Genomic DNA, 25091 nt, shown 5'->3' on the forward strand with positions numbered 1-25091 from the left:
CTTGCTCTGGCATTCTTTTCGACCTCTCAGTTGCTCTACCGAACCGTCGGCACCAGCGTATGATACCAAGCAATCGCTTGCTTAAATGCAAATTGTTTCCACGAAAGAGGGATCGTCCATGCCTCCGAACACGAGTTCAGCCCTGTCCTCCGAGCCAGAGGCGGGTGAAGCACCGCCAGCGGATGCTGACGACACCGTCGCCCGTCGGCGCGTGGTACCCGAGCACGAGGTCAAAGACCTCCTCGGTGAATACGGTGTCGATGTTCCGGTGAGCAGAACATTCACGAACGCCGCACAAGCCGCGGATGCCGTGTCCGGACTGTCCGGTCCGCTCGTGCTCAAAGCCTGGGGTCCCGGACTCGTACACAAGAGCGACGTCGGCGCCGTTGTCCTCGGGCTGACCGCGTGCGACATTCCAGCAGCGGTCGCCGACATGGCGGCCTCTCTCGACCGTCAGGGTTTTACACCAACCGGATATCTCGTCGAACAACAACATCCCGGCGGAATCGAATTGATCGTCGGGGTCGTGCGCGACGCAACCTTCGGGCACGTGGTGTTGCTCGGACTCGGTGGTGTCGCCACCGAGATGCTGGACCTGTCAGCCCTGCGCGTGGCCCCCTTGTCGCGCGCGGATGCTGCAGAATTGGTAGATAGCTTCCCCGGGGCACCGCTACTACACGGCGCACGAGGACGTGAACCCGGCAACCGAGACGCTCTGATCGAGTTCTTGCTGTCGATCGCCGGCGAGGGAAGCCTGATCGAACGCCTCGGCGACACGCTTGTGGAGTTCGAATGCAATCCGATCGTGGTGACCGCCAGCGGCGTTCAGGCGTTGGATGCTCGCCTGATCGTGGACTCAACCACCGGCATGCCGGCTGCCACGCAGACGCACCCCACTGACTTCACCCGCCTGTTCGCCCCGCGCGGAATCGCGATAGCCGGTGCCTCGGGCAGTCGATCGACCTTCGGGAACCGTTTCCTCGCCGCCTATCGGCAGGCCGGCTGGACCGACAGCCTCTGCGCTCTTCATCCCGACGCCTCCAGCGTCGACGGGGTCCCCGCATACTCCTCCATAAGCGATGTTCCGTACCCAGTCGACTACCTGGTCGTGGCGGTACCGGCAGCGGCGGCTCCGAAAGTGGTCGCCGACGCGGCCGCTTCCGGCGTCGGCTTCGTGCACGTCGTGACCGGGGGATTCGCGGAAATGGGTTCAGACGGCGCCGCATTGCAAGCTGAGCTCGGGCAAGCCGCTTCCGGTACATCGACTCGCGTTCTCGGACCCAACTGTCTGGGTGTGTTCGCCCCCCGGGGCCGGCAGACCTTTACTCTCGGTGCGCCTTCCGAATCGGGTGCGGTGTCCGTGGTGTCGCAGAGTGGCGGGCTGTCCGGTGACATGATCACCGTGGGTTCAAGACGGGGTATTCGGTTCTCGAAACTCGTCAGCATCGGGAATGCGATCGACGTGACCCAGGGCGAGCTCGTCGACTGGCTCGTCGACGACCCCGAGACCCGGATTATCGGAATCTACTTGGAAGGCACGCGTGACGGCGCAGCACTGCTCGGCGCGCTCCGGCGGGCCGCCGGAAAGAAGCCGGTCGTGATATTGCGCGGCGGCTCGAGTGCACAGGGCTCTGTAGCCGTGAGTTCACACACCGGATCGATGGCCAGCAACGAAAAGGTGTGGGCAGCCGTTTCCCGAGCGACGGGAGCTGTTCAGGTGCGTTCGCTCGAGGACTTCCTGTCCTGCCTGACCTATCTTCAGCACTATATCGATCACAGTCCGGACACCGACGCTGACGGTGTCCTGGTGATCGGGTTGGGAGGCGGCGCATCCGTCCTCGCAACCGACACCTGCGACCACGCCGGCCTCAAATTGACTCCGCTGCGCGACAAGCTACGCACACGCCTCCGCGACCTGGGATATGGCGCCGGAACGAGTGTGGCCAACCCCCTCGAGGTGCCCGTGGGACCCGCGTCGCCGACGTCGATTCTGGTCGACGCTCTGACTCCGGTCTTTACCCGAGACGGTCAGCACTACCAAGACGTGCTGGTACATTTCAACGCTGCTGCCTATTACAACTACGGCACCGCGGGCATTCGCCCACTGATCGACACACTGCAGTCACTGATCGACGCCGAACTGCCCGTCCGCGTCGCTGTCGTGGTGCGGAACACCGAGGTGTGCCCGGCTGTGGATGTCGAACTTCTCGACATCTTTGCATCGGACAGCGGTCTCCCGATGTACCGGAGCTTCAGTGAAGCCGCGAGTGCGATCGCCTCGGCACAGGCTTTCGATGCCCGTCGAGGCAGCGGAGCCTGATCGCCCCGAACACGCGCAGTAGCGCCGGGCCTCATGGCCCGGCGCTTCTGTGCATCTCGTGTCGTGTCAGTGCGCGATCACGTCGGACGCGGTTTTGACGTCCCGAACGTCGCTCGCGCGACCGTGCGGCATGATCTTGAGGATCGCAAGTCCGGCCAGGGCGAACCCGGCCGACACGAGGAATGCCAGGCGATATCCGTCGGAGTCGAAGAAGGTTCCCAGTTCGGTCGTAAAGGTATGCATCGCCAGCATCGCGAAGGCGAGCTGAACCGCAATGGCACTCGACAAGTTCTGCGCCGACAGCATGATCGACGATGTGATGCCCTGCTTCTCGGGCGGTGCAGACTGGACAACGAGATTGGGCAGTCCACCGTACGTCGCGCCCATACCGATTCCACAGAAGAGTAGCCACAACAGCACTTGCCACGTTTCGGAGTGCAGGAACGCGAGTCCGATGCTACCGACAGCGAGGGCACTGCAGCCTGCCATCATCGGGACGCGAATTCCCCATCGCGCAGCTTTGGCACCACAGATGAACCCACAGATGACCATCGCCGCCCCGTGTGGCGCCATGTAGGCGGCCACTCCGAATGCATCCGAGGCGAAGCCGATCTCGCCTCCCGGATCGCGTGGCATCTGGACGATGATGGGTACGAGCGACACGACGATCGCCGCTGGCCCGTACACAGCAGCGTTGAGTATGAGCGTCGTCCACATGGGTCGGGTGCGGAGCAATGAGATCTCGATGATCGGCTCGGGAAACGAACTGTCCCACCAGATCCACGCGGCAAAGCACGCCAGTCCCGCGACCATGAATCCGACGAAGCTCGTCGATGTCCATCCCCAGGTGCCGGCATTGCCAAGCCCGTATACGAGCAGCGCACCACCGGCTCCGAGCAGGATCGCACCAACCCAGTCGAGTCGAGACTTCACCCGCAGCGGCGACTCCGGAAGTAGCAGCAATACCCCGATGATGCAGATCACCTGGAATGCGGCAATGCACCAGAAGATCGACAGTGGGCCGTACCCGTCGATGAGCCACCCCGCGATGAAGGGCGAAATGACGAGTAACGCACCGGCACCGGTGAAGGTCACTGTGATCGCGAAGGCGATCAGTTGCTTCGGGAACACGTCGCGGATGAGGGAGTACCCCAGCGCGGGTGTCACGTAGAGAAGTCCCTGCAGCCCCCGCCCGACGAGAAAGACCTCATAGGTCGGGGCAACCGCTGAGATGACGCCGCCAGCCGCCGACAGGGCGGTGACAATGACAAGCAGGTTTCGCTTGCCGCGTAGGTCGGCGAGCTTTCCGATCATTGCGACGGCAACGGCGGTGACAAGGTTCGCGATGGTGATCGTCCAGCCCAGATCAGTTGTCTGGAAGTGCAAGCCGATACCCGGGAGCGCGGTCCCGACCAAGCTGTACGAAAACGTTGCCAACTCCCCGAGCATGACGACGACGACAAGCGCGCCGATCCACCGAGGCGTCCAGATCTTGCCCTTTTCGCCGACGGGCGGTGTGTACTCGGATTCCTCGAGTGGGTTGGCAGAGGGTGGGTTTGTTGTCATGCACGTGCTCCCTGTCCGATCCGGAAGGATGATGTAGAGATGATGTGATGCACGCCACTGCTGGGCTTGCCGTCACAGTAATTGACCAAGCGCATGCTTGGCAATAGTCGAACTTCCGAATCGGACTACTACGCAGACATTTCCTCAGTAGCTGCCCTGGTTTGCGAAGATCCGGGCGGGGTTTTCGATGAGCATCACATCGATCTGGCCCTGGCTGACCCCTCTGTCCAGCAGCGCCGGGACGACATCCTGAGGAATGTGGGTCCAGCGCCACTGTGGGTTCATCTCTCGACGACGCACCGGATCGGACATATCGGAGAAGCAGGATGTGTCGTGCGACAAGACCATCCGGCCGGCGTACCCGCGCCGGCACATTTCCGCGACGATCTCCACGCGCTTGTCAAAAGGCACGGTGTTGAGCCCGAATCGATCCATTCCCAGATACGACCCCGCGTCAGCAAGTTCTTCGAGGTAGTCGAAGTCGTCGGTGTCACCCGAGTGTCCGATCACCACCCGAGACAGATCGACGCCCTCCTCCTTGAAAACCTTCTGCTGGTCCAGGCCTCGGCGCAACCCTGAATGGGTGTGCGTAGTAATCGGTGCACCAGTTTCACGGTGCGCGTGTGCAACCGAGCGCAAAACTCGGTCCACGTCCTTCGTCAGACCAGCCTCATCGGTGACGCATTTCAGCACCGCCGCCCGAACACCGGTCCCGGTGATTCCTTCGGTGATGTCACGTATGAAGAACTCGGCAAGGCGATCGGGCCCACCGGCGGCGGTCCCCGGACCACGGTAGTGGAAGTACACGGGGAGTTCACTCAAGACGTACGCGCCCGTCGCGACCACGATGTTGATGTTCGACTGCTCGGCCACCCGCACGACCCTGGGAACGTATCGCCCGAGACCAATCACGGTCAGGTCGACCAGCGTGTCGAATCCTTCGGCCTCGAGCGCCGCGAGGCGCTGTACGGCTTCGGCTATCTGAGTATCTTCGTCCCACTGTTCGGGGTAGTCGGGCCAGTTCTGCTGGACTTCCGGGCTGGTGACGAAGATGTGCTCGTGCATCAGCGTTCTGCCGAGCGCGGACACCGGAACGTCGCCGGTGGCGGTCGACACTGTAGGTTGCGACATCATGCGAATCTCCTGTGCTGGGTCACCGGAGCGGTGACAGATACGACGGCGAGTGTTCCTGCGGGCATCAGATCGGCGCCTGCGGGTGGACGATGTGGTTCTGCGCATGCCACGGCTGATGCGCCTGGAATCCGCCGTCCACTATGATTGTCTGCCCGGTGATGTACTTCGATTCCGGCCCCGCCAGGAATGTGATTACCGATGCCAGATCGTCGGTCTCCCCGAAGTCGTCAACCAGCAGGTTGGCGTTGTAGGCGTCGAGCTTCTCCGGGGACAGGTTCTGCCGTGCGGTCGGGCTCAGGATCAGCCCGCTCGCGACGGCATTGACGCGGATACCCCTCTTCCCGTGCGATGTTGCCACTGACCGGGTCAGCGAGTACTTGGCCGCCATCGACGCTGCGTACGCGACGTGGACTGTGTCCCCGCTGAATCCGGAGGTGGATCCCACGTTGACGATCACGCCTCCACCCCCGCGTTGCATGATCGGGATGGCAAAGCGGGTAGCCCACACAGCACCATAGAAATTGACGGCGAACGTTCGCTCCCAGGCGTTGTCGGGAGTGACCTCGACATTCAGGTCACTCTTCTCCACGCCCCCGTAGGCAACGGCGTTGTTCACGAGCGTGTCGATCCGCCCGAAGGTCGCCTCTGCCTGTGCAACAAGTTTTTCGACATCCGACTGGATTCCCACGTCGGCCCGAACCGCGAGCGCCACTCCCCCACGCGCGCTGATTTCCTCCGCGACCGAATCCAGCTTGTCCTCCTGGATGTCGTTGATCACCACAGACGCACCCATTTCGGCGAGCCGCAGTGAAACAGTTCGACCGACACCTTGCGCAGCGCCCGTGACGATCGCCACCTTGCCATCCCAATTGACCATCGTGCGATCCCTTTCTTTAGAAAACTGACCCCTTCACGGTACTAGAGCAAGCGATTGCTTGGTATAGTTGGCGGACAATCCAGCAGGAAAGGGGCGAGCGCATGCTCGACTTCGAGAAACGACCCGGCGCAGCACTTATTGCGGGCGGGACCGGTGGCATCGGGCGCGCCGTCAGCCGCGTACTCGCCGAGCGAGGAAGCCAGATCTTCTTCACCTACCGCGGCAACCAAGAGGGGGCGGCGAGTTTGGCGTCCGAACTCAGCGCACTGGGCGCCAAGGTCGAGTTCGCGCGGGTCGACCTCGCCAGCATCGAGGAGGCATCCGAGCTCGCAACTAGTGTGCGCGACTCGTTCGGCGGGATCCACACGGTCATCTATGCCGCCGGACCCCACGTACCGATGACCCACCTGAGTCAGGTCACACCCCATCAGTTCCGAGCACAACTCGAGGGTGACGCGGCCGCGTTCTTCAATCTGGTGCACCCGACGCTGCCGCTCCTCCGCGAGTCGCGTGGCAGCATCGTGGCGGTCACGACGGCTGCCACCCGACGATTCCCGGTTCGCGACGGACTGTCCTCGGGTCCCAAGGGAGCCGTGGAAGCCGTCGTCCGAGCTCTGGCCGCGGAGGAAGGACGATTCGGCCTGCGCGCGAACTGCGTCGGGCCGGGAATGCTCACCGACGGGATGGCCGCGCGGTTGATCGGGTCAGGCGATCTCGACGAACGCGCGCTCGACATCACCCGTCGCAACATTCCGTTGCGCCGCTTCGGCGACGCGGACGATATCGCCGAGGCAGTCGCCTTCCTCGCGTCCGATCGCGCCGACTTCATCTCCGGTCAGACCCTCGACGTCGACGGCGGGTACGGAGTCTGAGGTACTCGAGCAGAAACGAAGGGCGGGTCGTTCGACGGGCCCGCCCCTCGTTCGTCATCTACTCGCCGGCCAGCTTCTCGACGACCGGGATGAACGTTTCCAGGTCCTTGTCGTTGTGAAGCACGAAAAAGTTGAGGCCGTGCGTGTCACGCCAGTACCGAAGCTTGTCGACCATCTCACTGACATCTCCACGCAGGATCTGTGGAGTCTCTTCCTGCTGTGAAAGATTGACAGCACTCCAGCTCTCCTTGCTTTGGGGAATGCCGACTTCCTGGATGCTCGTGCCGATCGCGATGTCGTCGAACCGCGTACCAGCGGACTCCCGGATCGTCTCGATCTTCCCGAGGAAGGATTCCAGCCCACCATCTTTCGCGTCCGGCGCAGTACCGTCGGCACGCACTCGCAGCGTCAGATTGACGTAGTTCGCGTACCGACCTGCCAGCTTCAGCATCTTCGGGCCGCCTCCGGGGAAGAGGAACTTCGGGTACGGCTTCTGCACCGGCTTCGGTTCCTGCACCAGCTCGTCGATCTGGTAGTACTGCCCTCGGTACGAGAACGCCCCCTCCCCCCACACACCACGCAGGACATCTATGGACTCGACGAATCTGTCGAAGCGCACCTTCGGTGGGTCGAAACTCAATCCCGCTCGGTCGTAGTCTTCACGCATCCATCCAGTGCCGAGCCCGACGTCGAGCCGGCCGTCCGACAGCACGTCGAGAGTGGCCAATTCCTTGCCCAACACGACGGGGTGCCGGTAGTCATTCGAGAACACCAGGGTGCCGATCCTCAGAGTCGACGTGGCCGCGGCTGCCGCCGCCAGCGCCGCGATCGGGGCGAAACGAGGACCCACGAAATGATCCGGCATCAACAGCGTCGTGAAACCGGACTGTTCGACCAGGCGTGCGCGCTCGGCCCACGCCTTTCCGGTGTCCGCCTTCCGTACAACGACACCGAACATGAATTTTTTCGTCGACTTGTCTTGTGACATTGACCTTCATTCCTCGCGTGCTGCCGCCAGGGCAGGCGTTGATGGTGAAATCTCCTGCAACCCGCTGAACCGCCGGATCGCATCGACGACACCAGCAATGGCTCGTCGACTCGCGGTCGTCCATGGAGCAACCCCGGTAAAGCCATGTGGCACATCGGCAAACGAGTGCAACTCGACCGACACTCCCGCCGCTCTCATCCGCAACGCATAGTCGACCGCCTCGTCGTGCAGACAATCGGCGCCCGCCGCAGCAACATACGCCGGGGGAAGACCGCTCAGATCGGTAGCCGCAGTGGGAGAACCATACACCGGAGGAGCGAACCGTTGATCGCCCAAATAATGTTCCCAGCACACCTCCGCATCGTGGGCGTTGAAAATCGCGCTGTCCGCGAAGGACGTCATCGACGGTGACCTCAGCGTCGAGTCGATGAACGGGTACAGCAATATCTGTCCCGCGAGCGCAAATCGGCCCTCGTCACGAAGCCGTAGCGCGACCGCGGCCGCCAATCCGGCTCCGGCACTACCGCCCCCGATCACGACCTTCCCGGCGCCAAGGAGCGCGAGAGTCCCGGCACGGTGTGCGTCGACGAGTGCCGAGACAACGGCATGACAGTCGTCGAGTCCCTGCGGGAACGGATGCTCGGGGGCCAGCCGGTACTCGACCGACACCACACCAATGCCGATGTCGGATGCTATTCGCGCGCATAGGGCGTCATCTTCGTCGGCCGTCCCGACTACATACCCACCGCCGTGAATCCACACCAAGGTCGGTGCGTCGTGGGCGAGATCTCGGGGCACATGGATTCGGACCGGAACATGATGTCCATCGCCGAGGGGAATGCTGCAGTCGTAGTGTGTCTCCACGTCCTCGGGCAGCCGCGGCGGTGGCGCGGTTGCCCGCATTGCGGCGAAAGTTGCGCGTTGCGCGGCAGGATCTTCGAACTGCAGCGGCGGGAAGTGTGCCACCACGTTCTCGAACTCTGCGTCCACGTGACCTCCTGTATTCATCATGAGCTCGACAGTTTTGCCTGTTATCCCGTTCCCGTCGCGCCGCCATCGAGTACGAGGTCCGTGCCGGTGATATACGAGGATTCATCGGAAGCGAGGAAGACGGCGCCTTCGGCGATCTCTTCGGGCTCCCCGGGACGGCGCAACGGAAGTCCGGTCCACCGGTCCGGATCACGTTGTTCGGAGTCCGGAATGTTCACTCCCAGCATGGGACCGGTGACAGCTCCAGGTACCAAGCAGTTTACGCGGATCCGGGACGGCGACAACTCCGCGGCCGCGACGCGTGTCAGGCCGCGGATTCCCCATTTGGTCATGCCGTACGCCGCGTGGCCGACGTGACCAGCGAATCCGGCGGTGGACGAGACGTTGATGATCGAACCTCCGCCGGACGCGATCATGAGGGGAGCGACGGCGCGAATACCGAGGAAGGCACCCTTGAGGTTTACCCCGATGATGGCGTCCAGTGCATCGTCGCTTTCCTCGAGGATCGGACGCGTCCAGTATCGTGCCGCATTGTTGACGAGCACATCCAAGCTACCGTAGTCGTCGTCGATTTCGGCGACGACCTGCTTCCAGGAGTCGGTGTCAGAGACGTCGAGATACGTGTACCGGACGTCTTCACCGATCTCGGCTGCTGTCGCGAGTCCGAGTTCGCTATTTACATCGGCGATGACGACCCGGGCTCCTTCACGGGCGAACGCCCGCGCCTCGGCCGCGCCCTGTCCCTGGGCGCCGCCGGTGACGAGAGCGGTCTTTCCGGCGAGCCGGCTCATACCGCGGCTGCGGCGCGCTGACGATCGGCGATCGGCAGTCGGAAATGTGGAATGACATGTTCACCCCAGGCCTTGATGGTAGCCATACATACCTCCTGTGGAACGGTTCCCATCTGAATGAGGCAGAGAACTTCGTCGACGCCGACCTTCTCGAGTTCCTCGACATACTTGATCGCGGTCTCCACCGTGCCGTAGGCATGGTCGATGTTGAAATTTGCTGCGGCGAGCGATCGTTCGGAGTATTGCGGGCGGTCGCCGCGGTCGAATGCCGCCTCCTCTGAAGCCGCCTTGGCACGCATGTACTTGATGTTGTCCTCGTCGACGGTTGCTCCGGTGGGCGGGTTTGCCCCGCCCAGATGCCAGTAGCCGATGGATTCGCCGAAGAATCGCTGGCCGCGGGCCCCGATTTCCTTCGCTTGCTGTTCGTCGTCGAGGACGATCGTCGGGCACAGTGCGACGAAGTGGTCGTTGGTGACATCCGAGACGAACTTTTCACCCGTGCGGCTCTTCACCCGATCCCAATAGAGTTGGTGCTGCATCTTGATGCTGTCGAGCCCGCCGAAGCCGAACACGAGCGCACCCACGCCGAGTTCCGCAGAATGCACTACGGTGTCCGGCTTCGTACTGGCGAGGAACAACGGTGGATGCGGGGTTTGCACAGGCCGCGGAAGCACTCGGAGAGGCGAATTACCTTCCGGCGCTTTGATGTCGAGGAGCTCACCGTGGTACTCGAAGTCAGGTGAGCGCCATGCCGCTGAGACGATCCGGAGCGCCTCCTCCACCTGGGCAGCGGTTTCCGCGGGGTCCACGTTGCACATCGCAGCTTCCTGCAGGGTGCCGCCCCTGGCAGCGCCCAAATTGAGGCGGCCGTTCGAGAGGACGTCGAGCATGGCCGCCCGTTCGGCCACCCGGGTGGGATAGTTGAAGTTGAATGGCATGCAGACTGCACCGTGCCCGATCCGGATGCGAGACGTCTTCGCAGCCACCGTTGCAAGGAACAGTTCGGGCGCCGACATGTGCGAGTAGTGCTCGAGGCCGTGGTGCTCGACCGCCCAGACTCCGTCGAAGCCCATCTCCTCGGCGTACACGGCCTGTTCGATCGAATCGAGGTAGGTCTGACGCTCTTTCGCGGGCGTGGGATCAGCGATCTGCGCCTCGAAAATCATGGAGAACTGCATGCGGGTCCTTTCGTGGTAGTTAGCCAAGCGCTTGCTCGCCGGATGGCGACACAGATTGGCGCTGACTTGAAGGGGGATCCGGACTGCCTGTCAGGCGGCGCGCAGGGCGCGTCCGGAGGCGGCGAGGGTAGCCACTCTGCGACCAAGGAGGCTGACACTGGACGCGAGTGTGATGTCCTTGAACTCGACGGCGCCATCAGAGCCGGCCACAGTGGCTGCGTCGCGTTTCGTGATGACCATGCCCGTGCCCACGACATATCCACCGGAGGCGCGGACGGTGCGGGCGAGGAAGTCGATGTCGATTGCAGCGGCAGCAGCGGAACCGCCGATCACGGCGAGCCCCACAGCCGCGCACCGTAGGATTTCGTGCGCGCCGACCTCGGCGAGAAGCCGCTTCATTTCCTCGATGCCGGCGGGACGATCTCCCGCTTCGATCAGGAAGACGATGCCATGGGATGAAAGTCGCGAATCGCCGTCGATGGGGCGAACGGTCAGTGCGTCGAAGATGGAGTGCAGAGCCGCGTCCAGCATCGGGCGGCTCTCGTCGACGTCCGGGGTGCTTGCATCCCGGAACGCATACGCATGCAGACGGGTGTTGCCGCGGACCGCTCGCACATCGCCGTGATGAGCCAACCGCGGCAACTCCCGCGCGGATGCGAGTGCGTCCACAGGGCCGCCGAGACAATCACTGGAGCGACGGGGAGCGAGATCTGAAGTAACCAACATCAGGCGAATCCTCCGGGAAGTGGGGTGTCGCCCATGTAACCCTGATCACAGCGTCTAGTCAAGAGGCAGTGAGTCTAGTGAAATTCTCGCTCGTCGAGTGCAGCCATCCACATCGATGCCAGCACGTCCACGGCCTCCACCGCGTCCAGGTCGGAATCGGGCATTGACCACTGCATGAAGAGGCTGCCGAGCTGGGAGAAGATCAGCAAGGCCCGGATTTTGGCCTGCTTCGGCGTCCACCGCCCCGTCGCCGACAAGGCCTTCGCAATCCTGTCCGTTTCGAAGTCGAAACTGCGGCCCCTCCGGTCGCCGATTTCCTTCTCCACGCCGGCAGCCTCACTCACGACGATCGAAATTTCGCGGGTCGTCTCCCAGATCTTCACGATCTCGCGAAGCCAGACCCGAAACGCGTCCAAGCTGGGTTCCACCAGAACAGCGGCGAATCGCGAGAATGGCTCCGCGTACACCATGTCGAGCTCGTCGAGGAGCGCATCCACTACCTCGGCCTTCGTCTTGTAGTGCAGGTAGAAGGTGGCACGTGTGGCGCCGGCCGTGCTGGTGATGTCCGTGACCGCAGTAGCGAGGTAACCGCTCTCGACGAAGCAGGCGATCGCGGCCTCCTTCAGCCGAGTCTTTGTCAGCTCCTTCTGGAGGTCGCGCATGTTCCCGCGCGCAGCCTTGGTCATCGCGTCGTCCCGCCTTCCAGATTCCGTTCGACCTGCAACTCTAGTTCACGGGTTGCTCCTACCGCCCGCCCATGACGATGCCGTGCTGCCCGTCCAGGATCACGCAGCCAAGGCTATGGGGAATGGCTGGGGTCCAGCGCGGGCGCGATGGATCGGAGGGCGGCAAGTGAGTCGAAACTCGAGTCCGTCCGCGGCGAGTCGTCGTGGGCAAAGATCGTGCCATCCGGAAGTTCGAACGGCACGATTTCGGAGTCGAAGTACCCCGCTGCGGCGGCGCGGCTCGCCCGCGAATGGGACAGGAGCGCGAATTCATCCATCTCCGTCCGCGTGACCCCGTATCGCGCTGCCACGATCTCCGCGGTGTCGAACACCTCCATATACGCAAAGTTGATGAAATCCGGGCGACGCGTATCGGTGAACCGCGGGTGATGGTCGGCTGGGGAGAACCCTTTGCCGAGACACAATGAGAAACTGTCGCCACCACCGGCGACGTAGACCTCACCGTCACCAACAGCAATCGCATGAGCAGCCATCCTGACTGCAGACAGCGCCGAACCACACGATCGACTCAACGTAATTGCGGGAACGGTCACCGGAAGCCCCCCGAGGAGCCCAACCTGCCGCGCGGTGTTGTAGCCCTGGGAATGATCGGGAAGACTACAACCCCAATAGAGTTCGGAGACATCGTCCGGTTGCAAATAGTCGTTGCGCGAGAAGTGCTGCAATCACGGTGGAGCCGAGGTCGTCGGCTCTCACATCGGCGAGTCCGCCGCGGAACGACTTTCCGATTGCCGTCCGGGCCGCATCGAGAACTACGACCTCACGCACGGTCCCCTCCTCCTGAGATCATGTCTGTCAGCGCATTCAACGATTCTGCTCCTTCACCCGCTGCACGACAGGAATCATCTTCTCCACGTCGCTGTCATTCGCAAGGACGAAATACGAGACGTTGTGCAACTCGTGCCACAAAAGAATCTTTTCCGCGACGGATTCGACGCTGCCCTCCATGATAAAGGGAGTCGGACGCATGGCATCGACGTGATTTCCCAGCGTGGGATGCACTTCGCTCAGCCTGTCGTCAATCGCCACGGCACGGATACCCACCGAGATCTCCACCTCCCGATCTGCCTCCTTGGCTGCATCGTGCACTAGTTCCAACTTGCGCAGGAGCGGTTCGAGACCGACGTCATCGGGAGCGACTCCCCGTCCATTGCTCGCCGTTCGAGTAGTGACGTTGACGATGTCACCTTCGCGAGCCGCAAACCGAAGCATCTGGGGACCTCCCCCGCCGAGAAGTAGAGGCGGTCCGCCATCTTGTAGGGGCAACGGCGCGTGGTCAAGCCCTGTGGCCGTGTAAAATTCACCCGTGAAGTCGGACGGGCCGGCCTTCCACGCCTCCCGCACAATCTGAACGCCTTCCCGGAGCCTTGCCAGGCGTACTCGAGGCGAATCAAAAGCGATTCCGGCGCTGTCGTAATCGGAACGCATCCACCCGGCGCCCATCCCCAACTCGAGGCGCCCACCGGACAGCAGGTCGAGCGTCGCAGCTTCTTTCGCCAGCACTGCGGGGTGTCGGTAGTCGTTCGCAAGGACGAGGACACCCAGCCGAATGCGATCGGTCAGCTGCGCGGCCGCGGCTAGGGCCACCATCGGCGCGTACCGCAGCCCGCTCAAGTGGTCGTTGACGAGAAGGACGTCAAACGGGCTGTCTTCGAGCGCTGTGACGCGTTCGCGCCATTTCTTCGCCGACACGCTCGGCGCCAGCGTGGCTCCGAACCGAATCTTTCCGGTCATTGCGATATCCCGTCACACGCGGATGAAGGTGGCGTGTGGGCCCGTTCGCCCAGATCGGTACTACCCGTGCTCGATCCACACACTCTTGTGCTCGAGCCATTCGTCCAACGTAGTGGGCCCGTTCGAGGTGCCCGTCCCGCTTTCCTTCTGCCCGCCGAACGGGAGCGCCCAATGCAGTCGGCGATACGTATTGACCCACACGGTGCCCGCCTCGAGTCGGCGAGTAAGACGGAGCGCGCGCGAGAGGTTCTGGGTCCAGACGCCGGCAGCGAGACCGTATCCGCTGTCGTTGGCCAACCGGACGGCGTCGGCTTCGTCCGCGAACGGCATGGCCACGGCGACCGGCCCGAAGATCTCCTCCTGGCACACCCGAAGTTGCGGATCTTCAGTGAGAAAGAGCGTGGGTTCAACGAAGTATCCTTCGCGCAGTGGACTTTCGGGCGTGAACAATTCGCTGCCGCAGCGACCACCGAACGCAAGCGTCGCTCCCTCTTGCCGTCCGCTCTCCAAGTATTCGCGGACCTTGTCGTACTGACCGTCGAACGCAAGGGGACCCATGTCGGTCCGGGAGTCCAGGGGGTTCCCCAGTACCATCGCGGAGGCTCTCGACCGCAGTCGCTCCACGAAGTCGACGAAGATCGCTTCCTCGACGAGGATGCGCGATCCTGCGATGCAGGCCTGCCCCGCGCTGGCGGTGTAGATTCCTGCCGCAACCACATCGGCAGCCTGATCGAGGTCTGCGTCCGCGAAAACGATGTTCGGCGACTTCCCGCCGAGTTCGAGTGCGAGAGATTTGATGTTGGCCACCGAGTTCTCGGTAATCCGCCGCCCAGTCGCGGTCGAACCGGTGAAACTGATCTTGCGGACATCTGGATGCCTCACCAGTGCCTCACCGGCACTGGAACCTTCCCCGGTCACCACATTCACCACGCCACGGGGAATCCCCGCCTTCTCGAGAAGCTGCGCAGCAACGAGCACCGACACCGACGCCCGCTCGGGAGGTTTGACGACGATCGTGTTACCGGCGGCGATCGCCGCGGAGACCTTCGCCAGGAACATCGCCAACGGTGCATTCCACGGGATAATCAGACCCACCACACCGAATGGCTCACGTACTGAATAGGTCGTCGCGGAGTCCGACACGAGGACCGTATCGCCGGTGATCGTCTCGGCCAGCCCGGCGTGGAATTCGATCTGCGACGCGGCGCCCGCGATGGCCGGTTCCGCTTCCCGGCGCGCTCGTCCGTTGTCGGTGGCGTCCAGGCGCCACAACGTGTCGAGATTCTCGCGGACGGTTGCCGCCCAGGACCGCAGCAGGGCAGCACGGGATGCAGCCGGGAGAGCACGCCAGGAGTCGAGCGCCGACTTCGCTGCGCGTATCGCGTCATCGATGTCTTCCGCACCACCGGCGGGGATTCGAGCCCAGACCTGGCCGGTCGCCGGATTCACGCTGTCGATCCACTGCCCGTTCCGCGACGGCCGGAGCTCGCCGTCAATCAGCTGCAGATAGTCCATCGGTTCGTCATAGATCGCCATGTCGTGTCCCTTCGAGCGGAGAGCGCAGTCATCAGCGGGCGGAGTCGCTACGCGGTTGTCCGCGACGCGGTACCGGCGTTGACGTCGATGATGCTGCCGGTGATGTGTGGGGTGTCCGGGCCGATCAGAAACATCACTGCTGCCGTGATCTCACGCGGCTCGAGCAGTGCGATCGGCTGGACATGGTGCACGCGCAGCGCGGGCTCGACATCGTCCCAGGAGGGGTTCGCGAGGTCCGGGCGCATCGCCCGGTAGAGAGCCTCGTTATGCACCATCTTGGTGGACGTGTTACCGGGGGCCACTCCGTTGACGGTGATTCCAAACGCCGCCAAATCCTGCGCGGCAGCTTTCACCAGTCCGATCGCGCCCCATTTTGACGCAACGTATGGAATCGACCCCGGCACCGCGGTCCGCCCCTGGTTGGAGGCCGTCACCACGATTCGCCCGTACCCCTGGGCGATCATCTGGGGACTCACCGCCCGCATGCTGTGGAAAACCCCGGTGAGGTTGCTTCCGAGCACTTCGTTCCACACGTCGAAATCGGCGTCCTGGATCGACCCGCCTCCGTACACCCCGGCGTTTGCTATCAAGACGTCGATGCGCCCGAACATGTCGAGAACCTTGTCCATCGCGGAGAGCGTCTGCTCGCGGTCGGCGACGTCACACACTAGGCCGAACGCACGAGTTCCACACTCACGGACAAGCGCCTCGGTGTCCCGGAGGTCAGACTCCTCGGCCTGCGGGTAACCGATGCACGGTACGTCTGTACAACGATCGAGTAGGACGACGTCAGCCCCCTGACGCGCGGCCGCGACGGCGTGTGAGCGCCCTTGGCCTCGCGCGCCACCCGTGACGACAACGACCTGACCTTCGAGGAAACCCATTGTCAGCCTTTCACTACCGAGGAATCGGTTAGATGCCCGAACTGTTCGACAAGCACTCGTCGCAGAAGCTTGCCCTTGCCACCGGAGCCGTCGTTGGCGTGCGGCAAGCTGTCCACCACTACGATGTGATCGGGTCTGGAAGCGGGCGCTAGTGCGACGGCGAGGCGATCGGCGATTTCCTCCCGGTCAAGCTCACAACCCTGCTTCGGTGCCAGCACCAGCAGTATCTGCGGATCCGAATCATGAACAGGCAGCCCGACAGCACCGGCTTCAGCTACCCCGTCCACCCGGGATGCGACGTCTTCGATCTGCGCGGGGAGAGTGAGAACGCCGTCGCGCTCGATAGCGTCGGTTCGCCGCCCGAGCACTGTCAACCGACCGTGCTCATCGAGCGAACCAATGTCGCCTCCGACGAACCATCCGCCCCTGAGCGCGTCACTCGTGGCGTCGGGTTGCCCGTAGTAACCGGCCGACACGTGGGGTCCGCTGATCTGGATCTCCCCCACCGTGTCGATTACGGGCGCACCGGTCGAATCGACCACCCTGACGGCACCCCCGAATCGGGCCCACCCGACTACCCCGTCCGGGACGCTCCCGTCGTCGCGGCGGCCGATCACGCTGTACGGAGCCTCGGTCTGACCGTAGTACCCGTACAGCTCCAGGCTCGGGAGACGCCGGGAGATCCGGTCCTGCAATGACGCCAACAGCGGTTCGCCACCGAGCATGGCTACACGCAGGGAGCTGAGGTCGACCGCTTCGTGATCCGCAGCGGACAACAGCTCCACGAAGAAGCTCGGTGTCACGCTGATATGGGTGATTCTCTCCCGCGGAACCGTTTTCAGGAACTGTTCTGGTCCGAAGTTGTCCTCGAGTACGAGTGTGATTCCGGCCGCCAAGGCCGGCGCGGCGACGGCAATGAAGCCAACCCCCCAGATGATCGGGCCGGTTCCCAGTGCCGCCTGCCTCAGTACAGGGACATCTGCCCACAGGCCTTGGGAGATCGCGATTCCCGAGGCGTGCGTGTACTGCACGGCCTTCGGCAATCCTGTCGTGCCCGAGGTGAAGAACAAGGCGAGCAGATCGTCTCCCCCTGCGCCGAGCGGTGGTTCCGTTTCCGAAGACTCCGTCGTCAGTTGGTCGAGGTCGACCGCGTCGTGGCTGTCCGGTGCGCCGCCGGTTCGGATCCAGGTCCGGATGTGCTGAAGCGTGGGTCGAAGTTGGTCGATGACCCGGTCGAACTTCGCATCGTAGACGAAGGCGGTGGCCTCGATCCTGGTGACGATCTGCTCGAACGTGTCGAGAGGCCAGTACGGGTTGAGGGCACAGAGAACGGAGCCGATTTTCGTCTGCGCCAAGTAGATCTCAGCAACCGAGAGTGTGGAGTCGAGCAGTGTCGCCACCCGTTCTCCGGGACGTACGCCGGCCGCGAGGAGTGCGTTGGCGGTTCGGTTGACCCGGCCGTCCAGCTCGGCGTAGGTGAGCCGCTCTCGGCCGCAGTACGCCAACGCCGGCATATGAGGTGCTCGATTGCGCTGTGCGGACAGGATCGCGTAGCCGAAATTCGAGTAGGGGGTCCCTTGCATCGATCTCACCTCGTCATCTCGCTCGTTGCTGCTGTGGTGATCGGAGTCGGGTCACTGCCGGGGTATCCGCCGCCTCCGTGCTGTATGTCCAGGAGGTCGTAGTCGGGTACGAATCCGCGCCTCGGGATCGCCTCGACGAAGACCACCGATTTCGGCTTTTTGTACGACGCGACCTGGTTGCGCACGTGCGCGATCAGCTCCTGCTCGGTCACCGACGCCGATGCATTTCGCACCACGAGCGCGACCACTGATTGGCCCCAGGTGCTGTCTGGCCGGCCGATCACTGCAGCTGAGTCGACGTCGGGATGTCCGAGTAGGGCGCGTTCCACCTCGGCCGGATAGATGTTCTCGCCACCGGATTTGATCATGCGCAGTTTGGGGCCGACAAATGACACGGTTCCGTCGGATTCCCTTCTTCCGAGGTCACCTGTGTGGTACCAGCCGTCTCGGAATCGAGCGGCGTTGAGATCAGGGCGGTTGAAATATCCGTTGAAGAGGTGCATTCCGCGGGTTGCGATCTCACCGACGTCGCCGGTCGACACATCTCGTCCGTCGGTATCGACGATCCGCACCTGCATGAGTGGGCTCGAGCGTCCGTGAGTACCCAGACCATTGATGCCGAGAGCGTGGTAGGTCAGCATTCCGCCGACTTCCGTCTGTCCGTATCCGGCATTGGATCGGCCCCATGGGCTCCGATCGAGGGTGATCATGTGATTCCAGGTCGAGCCTGCTGGACCGAAGTGCAGACTCGACAGGTCGTATCGATCGTCCCCGTTGGCGGCAACCAGCTGATCGATCATCGCGGGAAATAGCATGGCGCCCTGGCAACGCTCCCGCTCGATCAGTTCGCATGCCCGTCGGGGATCGAACTGGGAGAGGACGACGTTCGTTCCACCGCACACGAATGTAGCCACCGCGAACATCCAGGTTCCGATGTGAAAGAGCGGACCACTGTCGAGGAAGACGAACCCCTCCGTGATCTGGCGTTGGACAGCGATGACCAAAGAGTGACTGATCAGCGCTCGGTGGGAGATGAGTGCACCGTTCGGGCGTCCGTCGAACGCGGCGGTGTACAGAAGCAGGACCGGATCCTCGGCGTGGATCGACTCCGATGAGGGTGCCGGAGTCGATGGAAAGGACGCCGACCACCGCTGGAACTCGTCATCGGAGTCGTCGCTGCAACGCACCCACGGGATACGGTCGTCACCCAGACTTTCGTGGAGGTCTCCAACTATTTTCGGTTCCGAGACGATCAGCTTCGGCTGAAGATCGTCGATGACGAAACGGAGCTCGTCCGCACTCTGCCGCCAGTTCGCCGGGCACAGGATGGCACCCACTTTTCCTGCGGCGACGAGCAACTCGAAGACGCGGTGAGAGTTTGCTCCGATCCACAACACGCGGTCACCGGGAAGCACTCCTTCGCTTGTCAGTGCGTTCGCCAGTCGGTCCGTCCGCTCATCGAACTCGGCGTAGGTAATCCGCTCGTCACCGTCGACGAGGGCCACCATGTCACCGCGGCCGCGGCGGTTCTCCCGAACGATGTCGGCGAGGGACAGCTCTGAATACACGAGGCGCCTTTCACAGGGGTGGATGGTGCACGGCGGTGTCAGCGGAACGCGGGAATGACTTCCTTCGCGAAGAACGTGATTGCCTTCGACATCTCGTCAAACGGCATGTGCCGGGTGCTGCCGAAATCGCACATCAGGTGGTTGAAACCAAATTCCTGCAGCATCGCGACCTGGCCGATGACCCGCTTGGGGTCCCCGATGACTTCGAGCTGCTCCCAGCGGAAGTCGTTGCCGACCTCGCCGCCCTTCAGGTAGCGGCCTTCCCAGAACTCGAAGCCCTTCGCGACCTCACCGGTCTTCGAATCGATCGGGGCACTCTTCTCGTTGAAGATACGCGACCGATCGAAGGACGCCTCGAACGCAGCTTGATCCTTCCTCGCCTGTTCGACGGTCGGCGCGAGCCAGACGGACCGCGACACGACGAGATCGGTGTCCGACGTGTCGAATCCGGACTCCGCGGCGATCCGATGCCAGGTTTCGGCTGCGTTATGGATCTTCTTGAACGGCGCCGCCGGATCCGCGAGGATCGGCAGCCCACGTCGGGCATACCGCTCTACCGTTTCGGGGCTGACCGCCGCGACGTAGATCGGTGGGTGCGGATTCTGAAGCGGCTTGGGTGTGAGGGAAACCTCACCACTGCGGTAGAACTGGCCTTCGTGCTTGAACGGGTCCTTCGTCCACAGCCCTGTGATCGCTTCGAGCCCCTCGTCGAAGCGATCACGGGCTTCCGCCAGACTCATTCCGAAGCCATCGAATTCGATACTCTGATATCCACGGCCGAGGCCTAGATCGAGTCGTCCGTTCGACAGCAGGTCCAGCTGGGCGGCCTGCTCGGCCACATGGATCGGGTTGTGCAGGGGCAGCACGACCACGCCGGTGCCGAGACGGAGCCTCTCGGTTCGAGCCGCCAGGTAGCCGAGCATGGTGAAGATGCTCGGTACCGTTCCATAGTCCCGGAAGTGGTGCTCGGACACCCAGACTCCGTCGAACCCGAGTTCTTCGAGCAGGTCGGCTACGCGGAGGTTGTAGTCGTATACCTCCTTGATGCTATTCCTCTGATCGGGGCGGTGGAACAGCAGGAAGGCAGAAAACTTCATCGGTCGGTGCTCGACAGGAGCATTCATGGTAGACAACCTTTCTTGCGCGGCCGTGGCGTAGTGCCGCCAGGATGGCGCTCAACGAATCATGTGGGCAAGAACAACGCGACGACTATCGATCGATCACACGCGCGCCGAACTCTTCGATCGACTTCAGCAACGAGTCCCGGTCCGTCCCGGAGAAGGGAACCGAAAGCCAGTCGACGCCGGCCTCGGCGTATGTTCCGACGTCTTGGCCCAACTGATCGAACGTGTCAAGGTCCGGGCTGTCGGTCATACGCATTCCGAACGGGACAAAGCACACGTCCGGACGGTCCCTTCCCGCGTCGAGAGCGCTGGACCGGAGGTACTGGATGCGGTCGGCCAGTTCGTCGATCGTCTCCAGTCCCGGTGTTCTCGTAAGCTTCGCCGCTGCGGCCGGTTGCGGCATGGGCATCCACCCTTGTCCGAACTCGACGACCCGACGAATCGCGCGTTTACTGTTCCCGCCGAACCAGATCGGAGGATGTGGAGACTGCAGGGGTGCCGGGCGCATCGTGTGCTCCACCACTGAGTAGGGAGGATCCTCGATGGTGACGGATTCACCCGACCACGCCGATTTCATCAATCGCAGCGCTTGATCGGTGCGCGCCCCGCGATCCTCGTAGCCCAGGCCCAATGCGGCGAACTCGGACCGGAGGTATCCCACCGCTGTTCCAAAGATGACACGTCCGCCGGACAGGACATCGAGGCTCGCGACCGCCCGCGCAGTCAGGAACGGGTTGTGATAGGGAAGCACGAACACATTGGTAAGGAGTCTGACACGGGTCGTACTTGCGGCTGCAAAGGACAGAGCGACCATCGGGTCCAGGGCTTGGTGGCCTCCCCGGGACAGCCACTTGTCCTGCGGGAAAGGATGGTCGGTGACGGACACCGCATCGAACCCCGCGTCCTCCGCAGCGCGAGCGACATCGGCCACGGCGTCGGCGGTGAGAAACTCCGTGGGCCGGTCGACCTGATCAGTCGGGAGACCGAGTACGTACCGCATCAAATCCTTCTTTCATCACCACTGCACAGGGAATGGCCTACTTCGGGGCGAGAACGGATCCGGGGAACGGCGCCAGCAACGTCTCACGCCAGGGCCCATCGAGATACTGTCGTGCACTCTTGCGCCACTCGACGAGCCTGGGGTCTGCGGTCGCTTCGGCATCGAGTCCGACCGCGGCGTCGTATGCGCGCTGCGTCTCGAGATGACTGTCGATGTCCGTGCCCCAGAAGGTAACCACCTCCGTGTCGGAGAGCATGACCTCGTACAGCCCGACGAGTCGATGGCCGTGGTCGGCGAGAATCGGAGCCCGCTCCTCGCGCACGGCAGCGAGATAGTCCTGCGCTGCCCCGGGGCGAACCTGAGCGATCTCATGGAGGAAGAATGGCGCCGTGTACTGCTCCGCACGCAGTTCCTGAAGATCAGGCGTGCCGCGCACCGCACCCATGGGGCGGGAGAAAGCCTTGTGGCGAAGGTCGTCGATACTAGACAGGAACAGTTCCGGCTTCACACCGTTGTAGATGTCCAGCTGCTGGCGCCAGCCACCGTCCCACCCGCCGTGGCAATCCCACAATGTGACGGCCTTGAACTGTTCGTGCCCGGTGATTCCGATCGCGTAGAACGCGCCGACCAGGTCGATCGCCCGTGATCGGACCGACAAACCCTTCGTCAGCTCCGCATCGGAGTCCGTCCGCTGTTCGTCTTCCTTCTTGTAATCGACCAGCCACTGAAGATACTCCCGCGGGTTCGTGGAGTTCATCGGGTGGAAGTAAACCTCTTCGAGGAGATAGATGCCGCGTGCCACTCTTCGTCCCTTCATCGAAAACAAGCAACTGCTTGCTCAAATATTGATGTTACGAGTCCGCCCAGTCCGAGGTCAATGCCGAGAGCAACCTTTGACAGCTCCCGCCTGCGACCCTAGCCTTGCATCAAAACCAAGCGCTAGTTCAACCGGAGTCTAACGTGACGAAGAGTGAAACGGGAAGCAGCCGCTCAAATACCCGAGGCAACCACAGTGCGTGATCAGAGTGCGATTGCCGGCGTCGGCCGGACGCCGTTCTACAAGAACTCGGGCGTGAGCACGCTCGAACTGGGACTTCGGGCCATCAGCGCGGCGCTCGACGACGCCGGCCTCGAACTCGGCGATGTGGACGGCTTGATTACCCACAGTGTGGGCGACGCCGTCCCAGCGTCTGCGGTAGCCCATAGCCTCGGAGTCGACGACCCCCACGTCCTCCTCGATCTCGTCGGTGGAGGCAGCATGTCGGCCGCCGCCGTTGGTGCCGCCGCCATGGCAGTCACCAGCGGCCAGGCCGAGGTCGTAGTGGTCTGGCGGGCATTGAACGCCCGCTCCGAGTTCCGGATGGGCGGCACCGGCCGCTCCGCACCGACATTGGTCGAGTTTCAGTACCAGGTTCCGTACGGCCTTCTCGCCCCACCACAACAGTTCGCGCTCGTGGCACGCTCGTACATGGCGAGGTCGGGCGCTACCTCCGAAGACCTCGGCCGCATCGCAGTCAACCAAAGGTCGCACGCGATGCTGAATCCCCTGGCGATGATGACGACACCGTTGACCATGGACGAGTACCTCAATTCACCCCTCGTCAGTGACCCGCTGCGCTTGTTCGACTGCTGCCTCGAGACGGACACCGCGGTCGCCGTCGTCGTGACATCCGCGGCCAGGGCCCACGACCTGCGTCGATCACCCGTACTGATCAGCGCTGCCTCCACTGGCGGCGGCCACAGCCTCTACTCCGGCAGCAGGACCGACTTCTCAACCAGCGCCGCCCGCGAGATGGCGCCACGACTCTACGCACGCGCTGGTATCAGCCCGGAAGACATAGACATCGCCGAACTGTACGACGCATTCACTCCATTAGTACTGATGCAGCTCGAGGACTACCAACTCGCGCCGCGCGACGAGGCAGCAGCATTTGTAGCCGCCGGCGAGACGACCTTCGGTGGAAGCCTGCCCGTCAACACACACGGAGGACACTTGTCCGAGGGCTACGCACACGGTCTCAATCATGTCGCCGAAGCGGTACTGCAACTGCGCGGAGAGGCTGGACCGCGTCAGGTCGAACACGCTCGAACCGCCCTGTGCACCGGCCAGCCCGGCTATGTCTCGGGTGTCACCTCGGCCCTGATCCTGCGAGGTGTCCGATGACCGGTTCGTACGGCGATCGCGACTCGGCCAGCTGGTGGCAGGCCTTGGAGCGACAGCAACTGCAGGTCCAACAGTGCACGTGCGGCGCACTCCGGTGGGCGCCCCGAGCTCTGTGCAACGAGTGCGGTTCCTTCGACTGGGAGTGGTTCACGACGTACGGCGCAGGGACCGTGGTGACCTGGACGGCCACGCATCGGGCATTCACCCCCGGTACCGTCGTGCCGTTTGTGGTCGTCCTCGTCCGCCTCGACGCGGGCGAGAACCTGCTCATACCCGGCGGCTGGACCGGAGACGAGCACGGATCCGACCTGACAGTCGGCCTGCAGGTAGTCGCCGAGTTCACGTCGCCCGACCTGCGGGACGGGAACCCGTCCACACTGATTCGCTGGACACGACGAAACCAAGCAAACTAGCGCTTGGGTGAAAACAATGCATACTGTACCCATGGCACCGAAATCCCGAACCACCCTGTCTGCACCCGCGACACGCCCGCGACGCGGCACTCGGCAACGGTCGGAACAGGGAGAAGGCAGCTCCCAACGGCGCCAGGCTTTGCTTGACATCGCGGCCGACCTCTTCGCCGAGCAGGGTTTCCGCTCGACTACCGTACGTCAAATCGGTGACGCAGCGGGGGTTCTCTCGGGAAGCCTCTACCACCACTTCGAGTCGAAAGAGGCGATCGTCGACGAGATCTTGTCCGCGTATTTCACCAGCCTCATGGCGACGTACGAGGAGATCGTCAACAAGGATTCGGAACCTGCGGTCGCACTCCGCCACCTCGTGAGGGCGGCTTTCAATTCGCTCGACGAGCATCGCGCCGCCATCACGGTCATCCAGAACGAACGCGGGTATCTCAATCAGTTTCCGCGCTTCGAGTATGTCGCCGAGTCCGAGGCCGAAGTCAGGCGGATCTGGACCAAGGTTCTCGACGACGGAGTGGCGTCCGGGGCCTTCCGGGAGGACCTCGATACCGCAATCACATACCGATTCCTGCGCGACTCCTTATGGGTCGCGGTGCGGTGGTTCACACCTTCCGGACGCCTGTCGGCGGACGAATTGGCCGACCAGTACCTGAAATTGGTAATGAGCGGCCTCGAGAAGCCGAGCGCTTGGGCGAATCCGGATCGGCCCCTGTTCTCGGGCTGACAACGAACACCCTGAACGTAGCCGCGTGTCCAACCCGGCTGTTGCACCGAAGGCCGTCACTGCAGAGTGGCGGCCTTCGGCATTTGCGCCAACGCGTCGCAGGAACTTCCCTCGAGCCTGCTGGTGTGAGAAGGTTGATCCTTAACCAAGCGATTGCTTGTTTC

At 63.0% G+C, this 25091-nt stretch carries 24 protein-coding genes; 5 read left to right on the forward strand and 19 right to left on the reverse strand.

Going from position 1 to position 25091, the window contains the following annotated elements:
* Positions 1–118 precede the first annotated feature (118 nt).
* Positions 119–2320: an acetate--CoA ligase family protein gene (locus ACLIVD_RS33965; protein WP_491931462.1), complete on the forward strand. Its 2202-nt coding sequence runs from the start codon at positions 119–121 to the stop codon at positions 2318–2320.
* Between the two features lie 66 nt (positions 2321–2386).
* Here the strand turns inward: ACLIVD_RS33965 and ACLIVD_RS33970 are convergent, their stop codons facing one another.
* The 3 genes from ACLIVD_RS33970 to ACLIVD_RS33980 form a co-directional block, all read right to left on the reverse strand.
* On the reverse strand, positions 2387–3886 hold the full coding sequence (locus ACLIVD_RS33970) for an MFS transporter (RefSeq protein ID WP_491931463.1): 1500 nt from the start codon (positions 3884–3886) through the stop codon (positions 2387–2389).
* A 144-nt stretch (positions 3887–4030) separates the two neighbouring features.
* Positions 4031–5020: a phosphotriesterase family protein gene (locus ACLIVD_RS33975; RefSeq protein ID WP_491931464.1), complete on the reverse strand. Its 990-nt coding sequence runs from the start codon at positions 5018–5020 to the stop codon at positions 4031–4033.
* A 64-nt stretch (positions 5021–5084) separates the two neighbouring features.
* Entirely contained in the window at positions 5085–5876 is a 792-nt protein-coding gene (locus tag ACLIVD_RS33980; RefSeq protein ID WP_491931465.1) for an SDR family NAD(P)-dependent oxidoreductase, read from the reverse strand.
* 122 nt (positions 5877–5998) lie between these two features.
* Here ACLIVD_RS33980 and ACLIVD_RS33985 point away from each other — a divergent pair, with 122 nt between their 5' ends.
* Positions 5999–6769: an SDR family NAD(P)-dependent oxidoreductase gene (locus ACLIVD_RS33985; protein WP_105422303.1), complete on the forward strand. Its 771-nt coding sequence runs from the start codon at positions 5999–6001 to the stop codon at positions 6767–6769.
* 58 nt (positions 6770–6827) lie between these two features.
* Here the strand turns inward: ACLIVD_RS33985 and ACLIVD_RS33990 are convergent, their stop codons facing one another.
* The 16 genes from ACLIVD_RS33990 to ACLIVD_RS34065 form a co-directional block, all read right to left on the reverse strand.
* Positions 6828–7727: a TIGR03621 family F420-dependent LLM class oxidoreductase gene (locus tag ACLIVD_RS33990; RefSeq protein WP_491931466.1), complete on the reverse strand. Its 900-nt coding sequence runs from the start codon at positions 7725–7727 to the stop codon at positions 6828–6830.
* 36 nt (positions 7728–7763) lie between these two features.
* Complete coding sequence (locus tag ACLIVD_RS33995; protein ID WP_491931467.1) at positions 7764–8723, reverse strand: alpha/beta hydrolase; 960 nt, start codon at positions 8721–8723, stop codon at positions 7764–7766.
* A gap of 65 nt (positions 8724–8788) precedes the next feature.
* Positions 8789–9538 (reverse strand): SDR family NAD(P)-dependent oxidoreductase, encoded by a 750-nt coding sequence (locus tag ACLIVD_RS34000; RefSeq protein WP_283334352.1) that lies wholly within the window; start codon positions 9536–9538, stop codon positions 8789–8791.
* Positions 9535–10716, reverse strand: a complete 1182-nt coding sequence (locus tag ACLIVD_RS34005) for an LLM class flavin-dependent oxidoreductase (protein WP_317571380.1) — start codon at positions 10714–10716, stop codon at positions 9535–9537. The genes ACLIVD_RS34000 and ACLIVD_RS34005 overlap by 4 nt, the downstream gene beginning before the upstream one ends.
* Positions 10717–10806: 90 nt before the next feature.
* Positions 10807–11385 carry a hypothetical protein gene (locus ACLIVD_RS34010; protein WP_283334354.1) on the reverse strand — a complete coding sequence of 193 codons (579 nt, stop codon included), beginning with the start codon at positions 11383–11385 and terminating at the stop codon, positions 10807–10809.
* Between the two features lie 131 nt (positions 11386–11516).
* The gene (locus ACLIVD_RS34015; RefSeq protein WP_283334355.1) at positions 11517–12128 is read right to left on the reverse strand and encodes a TetR/AcrR family transcriptional regulator; all 612 of its coding nucleotides are present in this window, start codon (positions 12126–12128) and stop codon (positions 11517–11519) included.
* A gap of 113 nt (positions 12129–12241) precedes the next feature.
* On the reverse strand, positions 12242–12853 hold the full coding sequence (locus tag ACLIVD_RS34020) for a thiolase family protein (protein ID WP_283334356.1): 612 nt from the start codon (positions 12851–12853) through the stop codon (positions 12242–12244).
* Entirely contained in the window at positions 12786–12956 is a 171-nt protein-coding gene (locus ACLIVD_RS34025; RefSeq protein WP_411194656.1) for a thiolase family protein, read from the reverse strand. The genes ACLIVD_RS34020 and ACLIVD_RS34025 overlap by 68 nt, the downstream gene beginning before the upstream one ends.
* A 36-nt stretch (positions 12957–12992) precedes the next feature.
* Complete coding sequence (locus tag ACLIVD_RS34030) at positions 12993–13922, reverse strand: TIGR03621 family F420-dependent LLM class oxidoreductase (protein WP_283334357.1); 930 nt, start codon at positions 13920–13922, stop codon at positions 12993–12995.
* 60 nt (positions 13923–13982) lie between these two features.
* Positions 13983–15458: an aldehyde dehydrogenase family protein gene (locus ACLIVD_RS34035; RefSeq protein WP_317571379.1), complete on the reverse strand. Its 1476-nt coding sequence runs from the start codon at positions 15456–15458 to the stop codon at positions 13983–13985.
* Positions 15459–15505: 47 nt separating this feature from the next.
* Positions 15506–16342, reverse strand: a complete 837-nt coding sequence (locus tag ACLIVD_RS34040; RefSeq protein WP_283334359.1) for an SDR family NAD(P)-dependent oxidoreductase — start codon at positions 16340–16342, stop codon at positions 15506–15508.
* Positions 16343–16344: 2 nt separating this feature from the next.
* Positions 16345–17925, reverse strand: coding sequence for a class I adenylate-forming enzyme family protein (locus ACLIVD_RS34045; RefSeq protein WP_491931469.1), 1581 nt, complete (start codon positions 17923–17925; stop codon positions 16345–16347).
* A gap of 5 nt (positions 17926–17930) precedes the next feature.
* Entirely contained in the window at positions 17931–19493 is a 1563-nt protein-coding gene (locus ACLIVD_RS34050) for an AMP-binding protein (RefSeq protein WP_491931470.1), read from the reverse strand.
* A 38-nt stretch (positions 19494–19531) separates the two neighbouring features.
* A complete protein-coding gene (locus ACLIVD_RS34055; protein WP_283334362.1) occupies positions 19532–20617 on the reverse strand; it encodes an LLM class flavin-dependent oxidoreductase in 1086 nt (361 codons plus the stop codon).
* 85 nt (positions 20618–20702) lie between these two features.
* Positions 20703–21617, reverse strand: coding sequence for an LLM class F420-dependent oxidoreductase (locus ACLIVD_RS34060; protein WP_491931471.1), 915 nt, complete (start codon positions 21615–21617; stop codon positions 20703–20705).
* A gap of 37 nt (positions 21618–21654) precedes the next feature.
* Positions 21655–22419, reverse strand: coding sequence for a hypothetical protein (locus tag ACLIVD_RS34065; protein ID WP_491931472.1), 765 nt, complete (start codon positions 22417–22419; stop codon positions 21655–21657).
* Positions 22420–22629: 210 nt separating this feature from the next.
* Here ACLIVD_RS34065 and ACLIVD_RS34070 point away from each other — a divergent pair, with 210 nt between their 5' ends.
* From ACLIVD_RS34070 to ACLIVD_RS34080, 3 genes are all read left to right on the forward strand, one after another.
* Positions 22630–23781 carry a thiolase C-terminal domain-containing protein gene (locus ACLIVD_RS34070; protein WP_491931473.1) on the forward strand — a complete coding sequence of 384 codons (1152 nt, stop codon included), beginning with the start codon at positions 22630–22632 and terminating at the stop codon, positions 23779–23781.
* The gene (locus tag ACLIVD_RS34075) at positions 23778–24194 is read left to right on the forward strand and encodes a Zn-ribbon domain-containing OB-fold protein (protein WP_491931474.1); all 417 of its coding nucleotides are present in this window, start codon (positions 23778–23780) and stop codon (positions 24192–24194) included. Before ACLIVD_RS34070 ends, ACLIVD_RS34075 begins: the two co-directional genes overlap by 4 nt.
* 139 nt (positions 24195–24333) lie before the next feature.
* Complete coding sequence (locus tag ACLIVD_RS34080) at positions 24334–24927, forward strand: TetR/AcrR family transcriptional regulator (protein ID WP_105422270.1); 594 nt, start codon at positions 24334–24336, stop codon at positions 24925–24927.
* The last annotated feature ends 164 nt before the right edge of the window (positions 24928–25091 follow it).

The organism is Rhodococcus sp. G6(2025), from assembly GCF_058628105.1.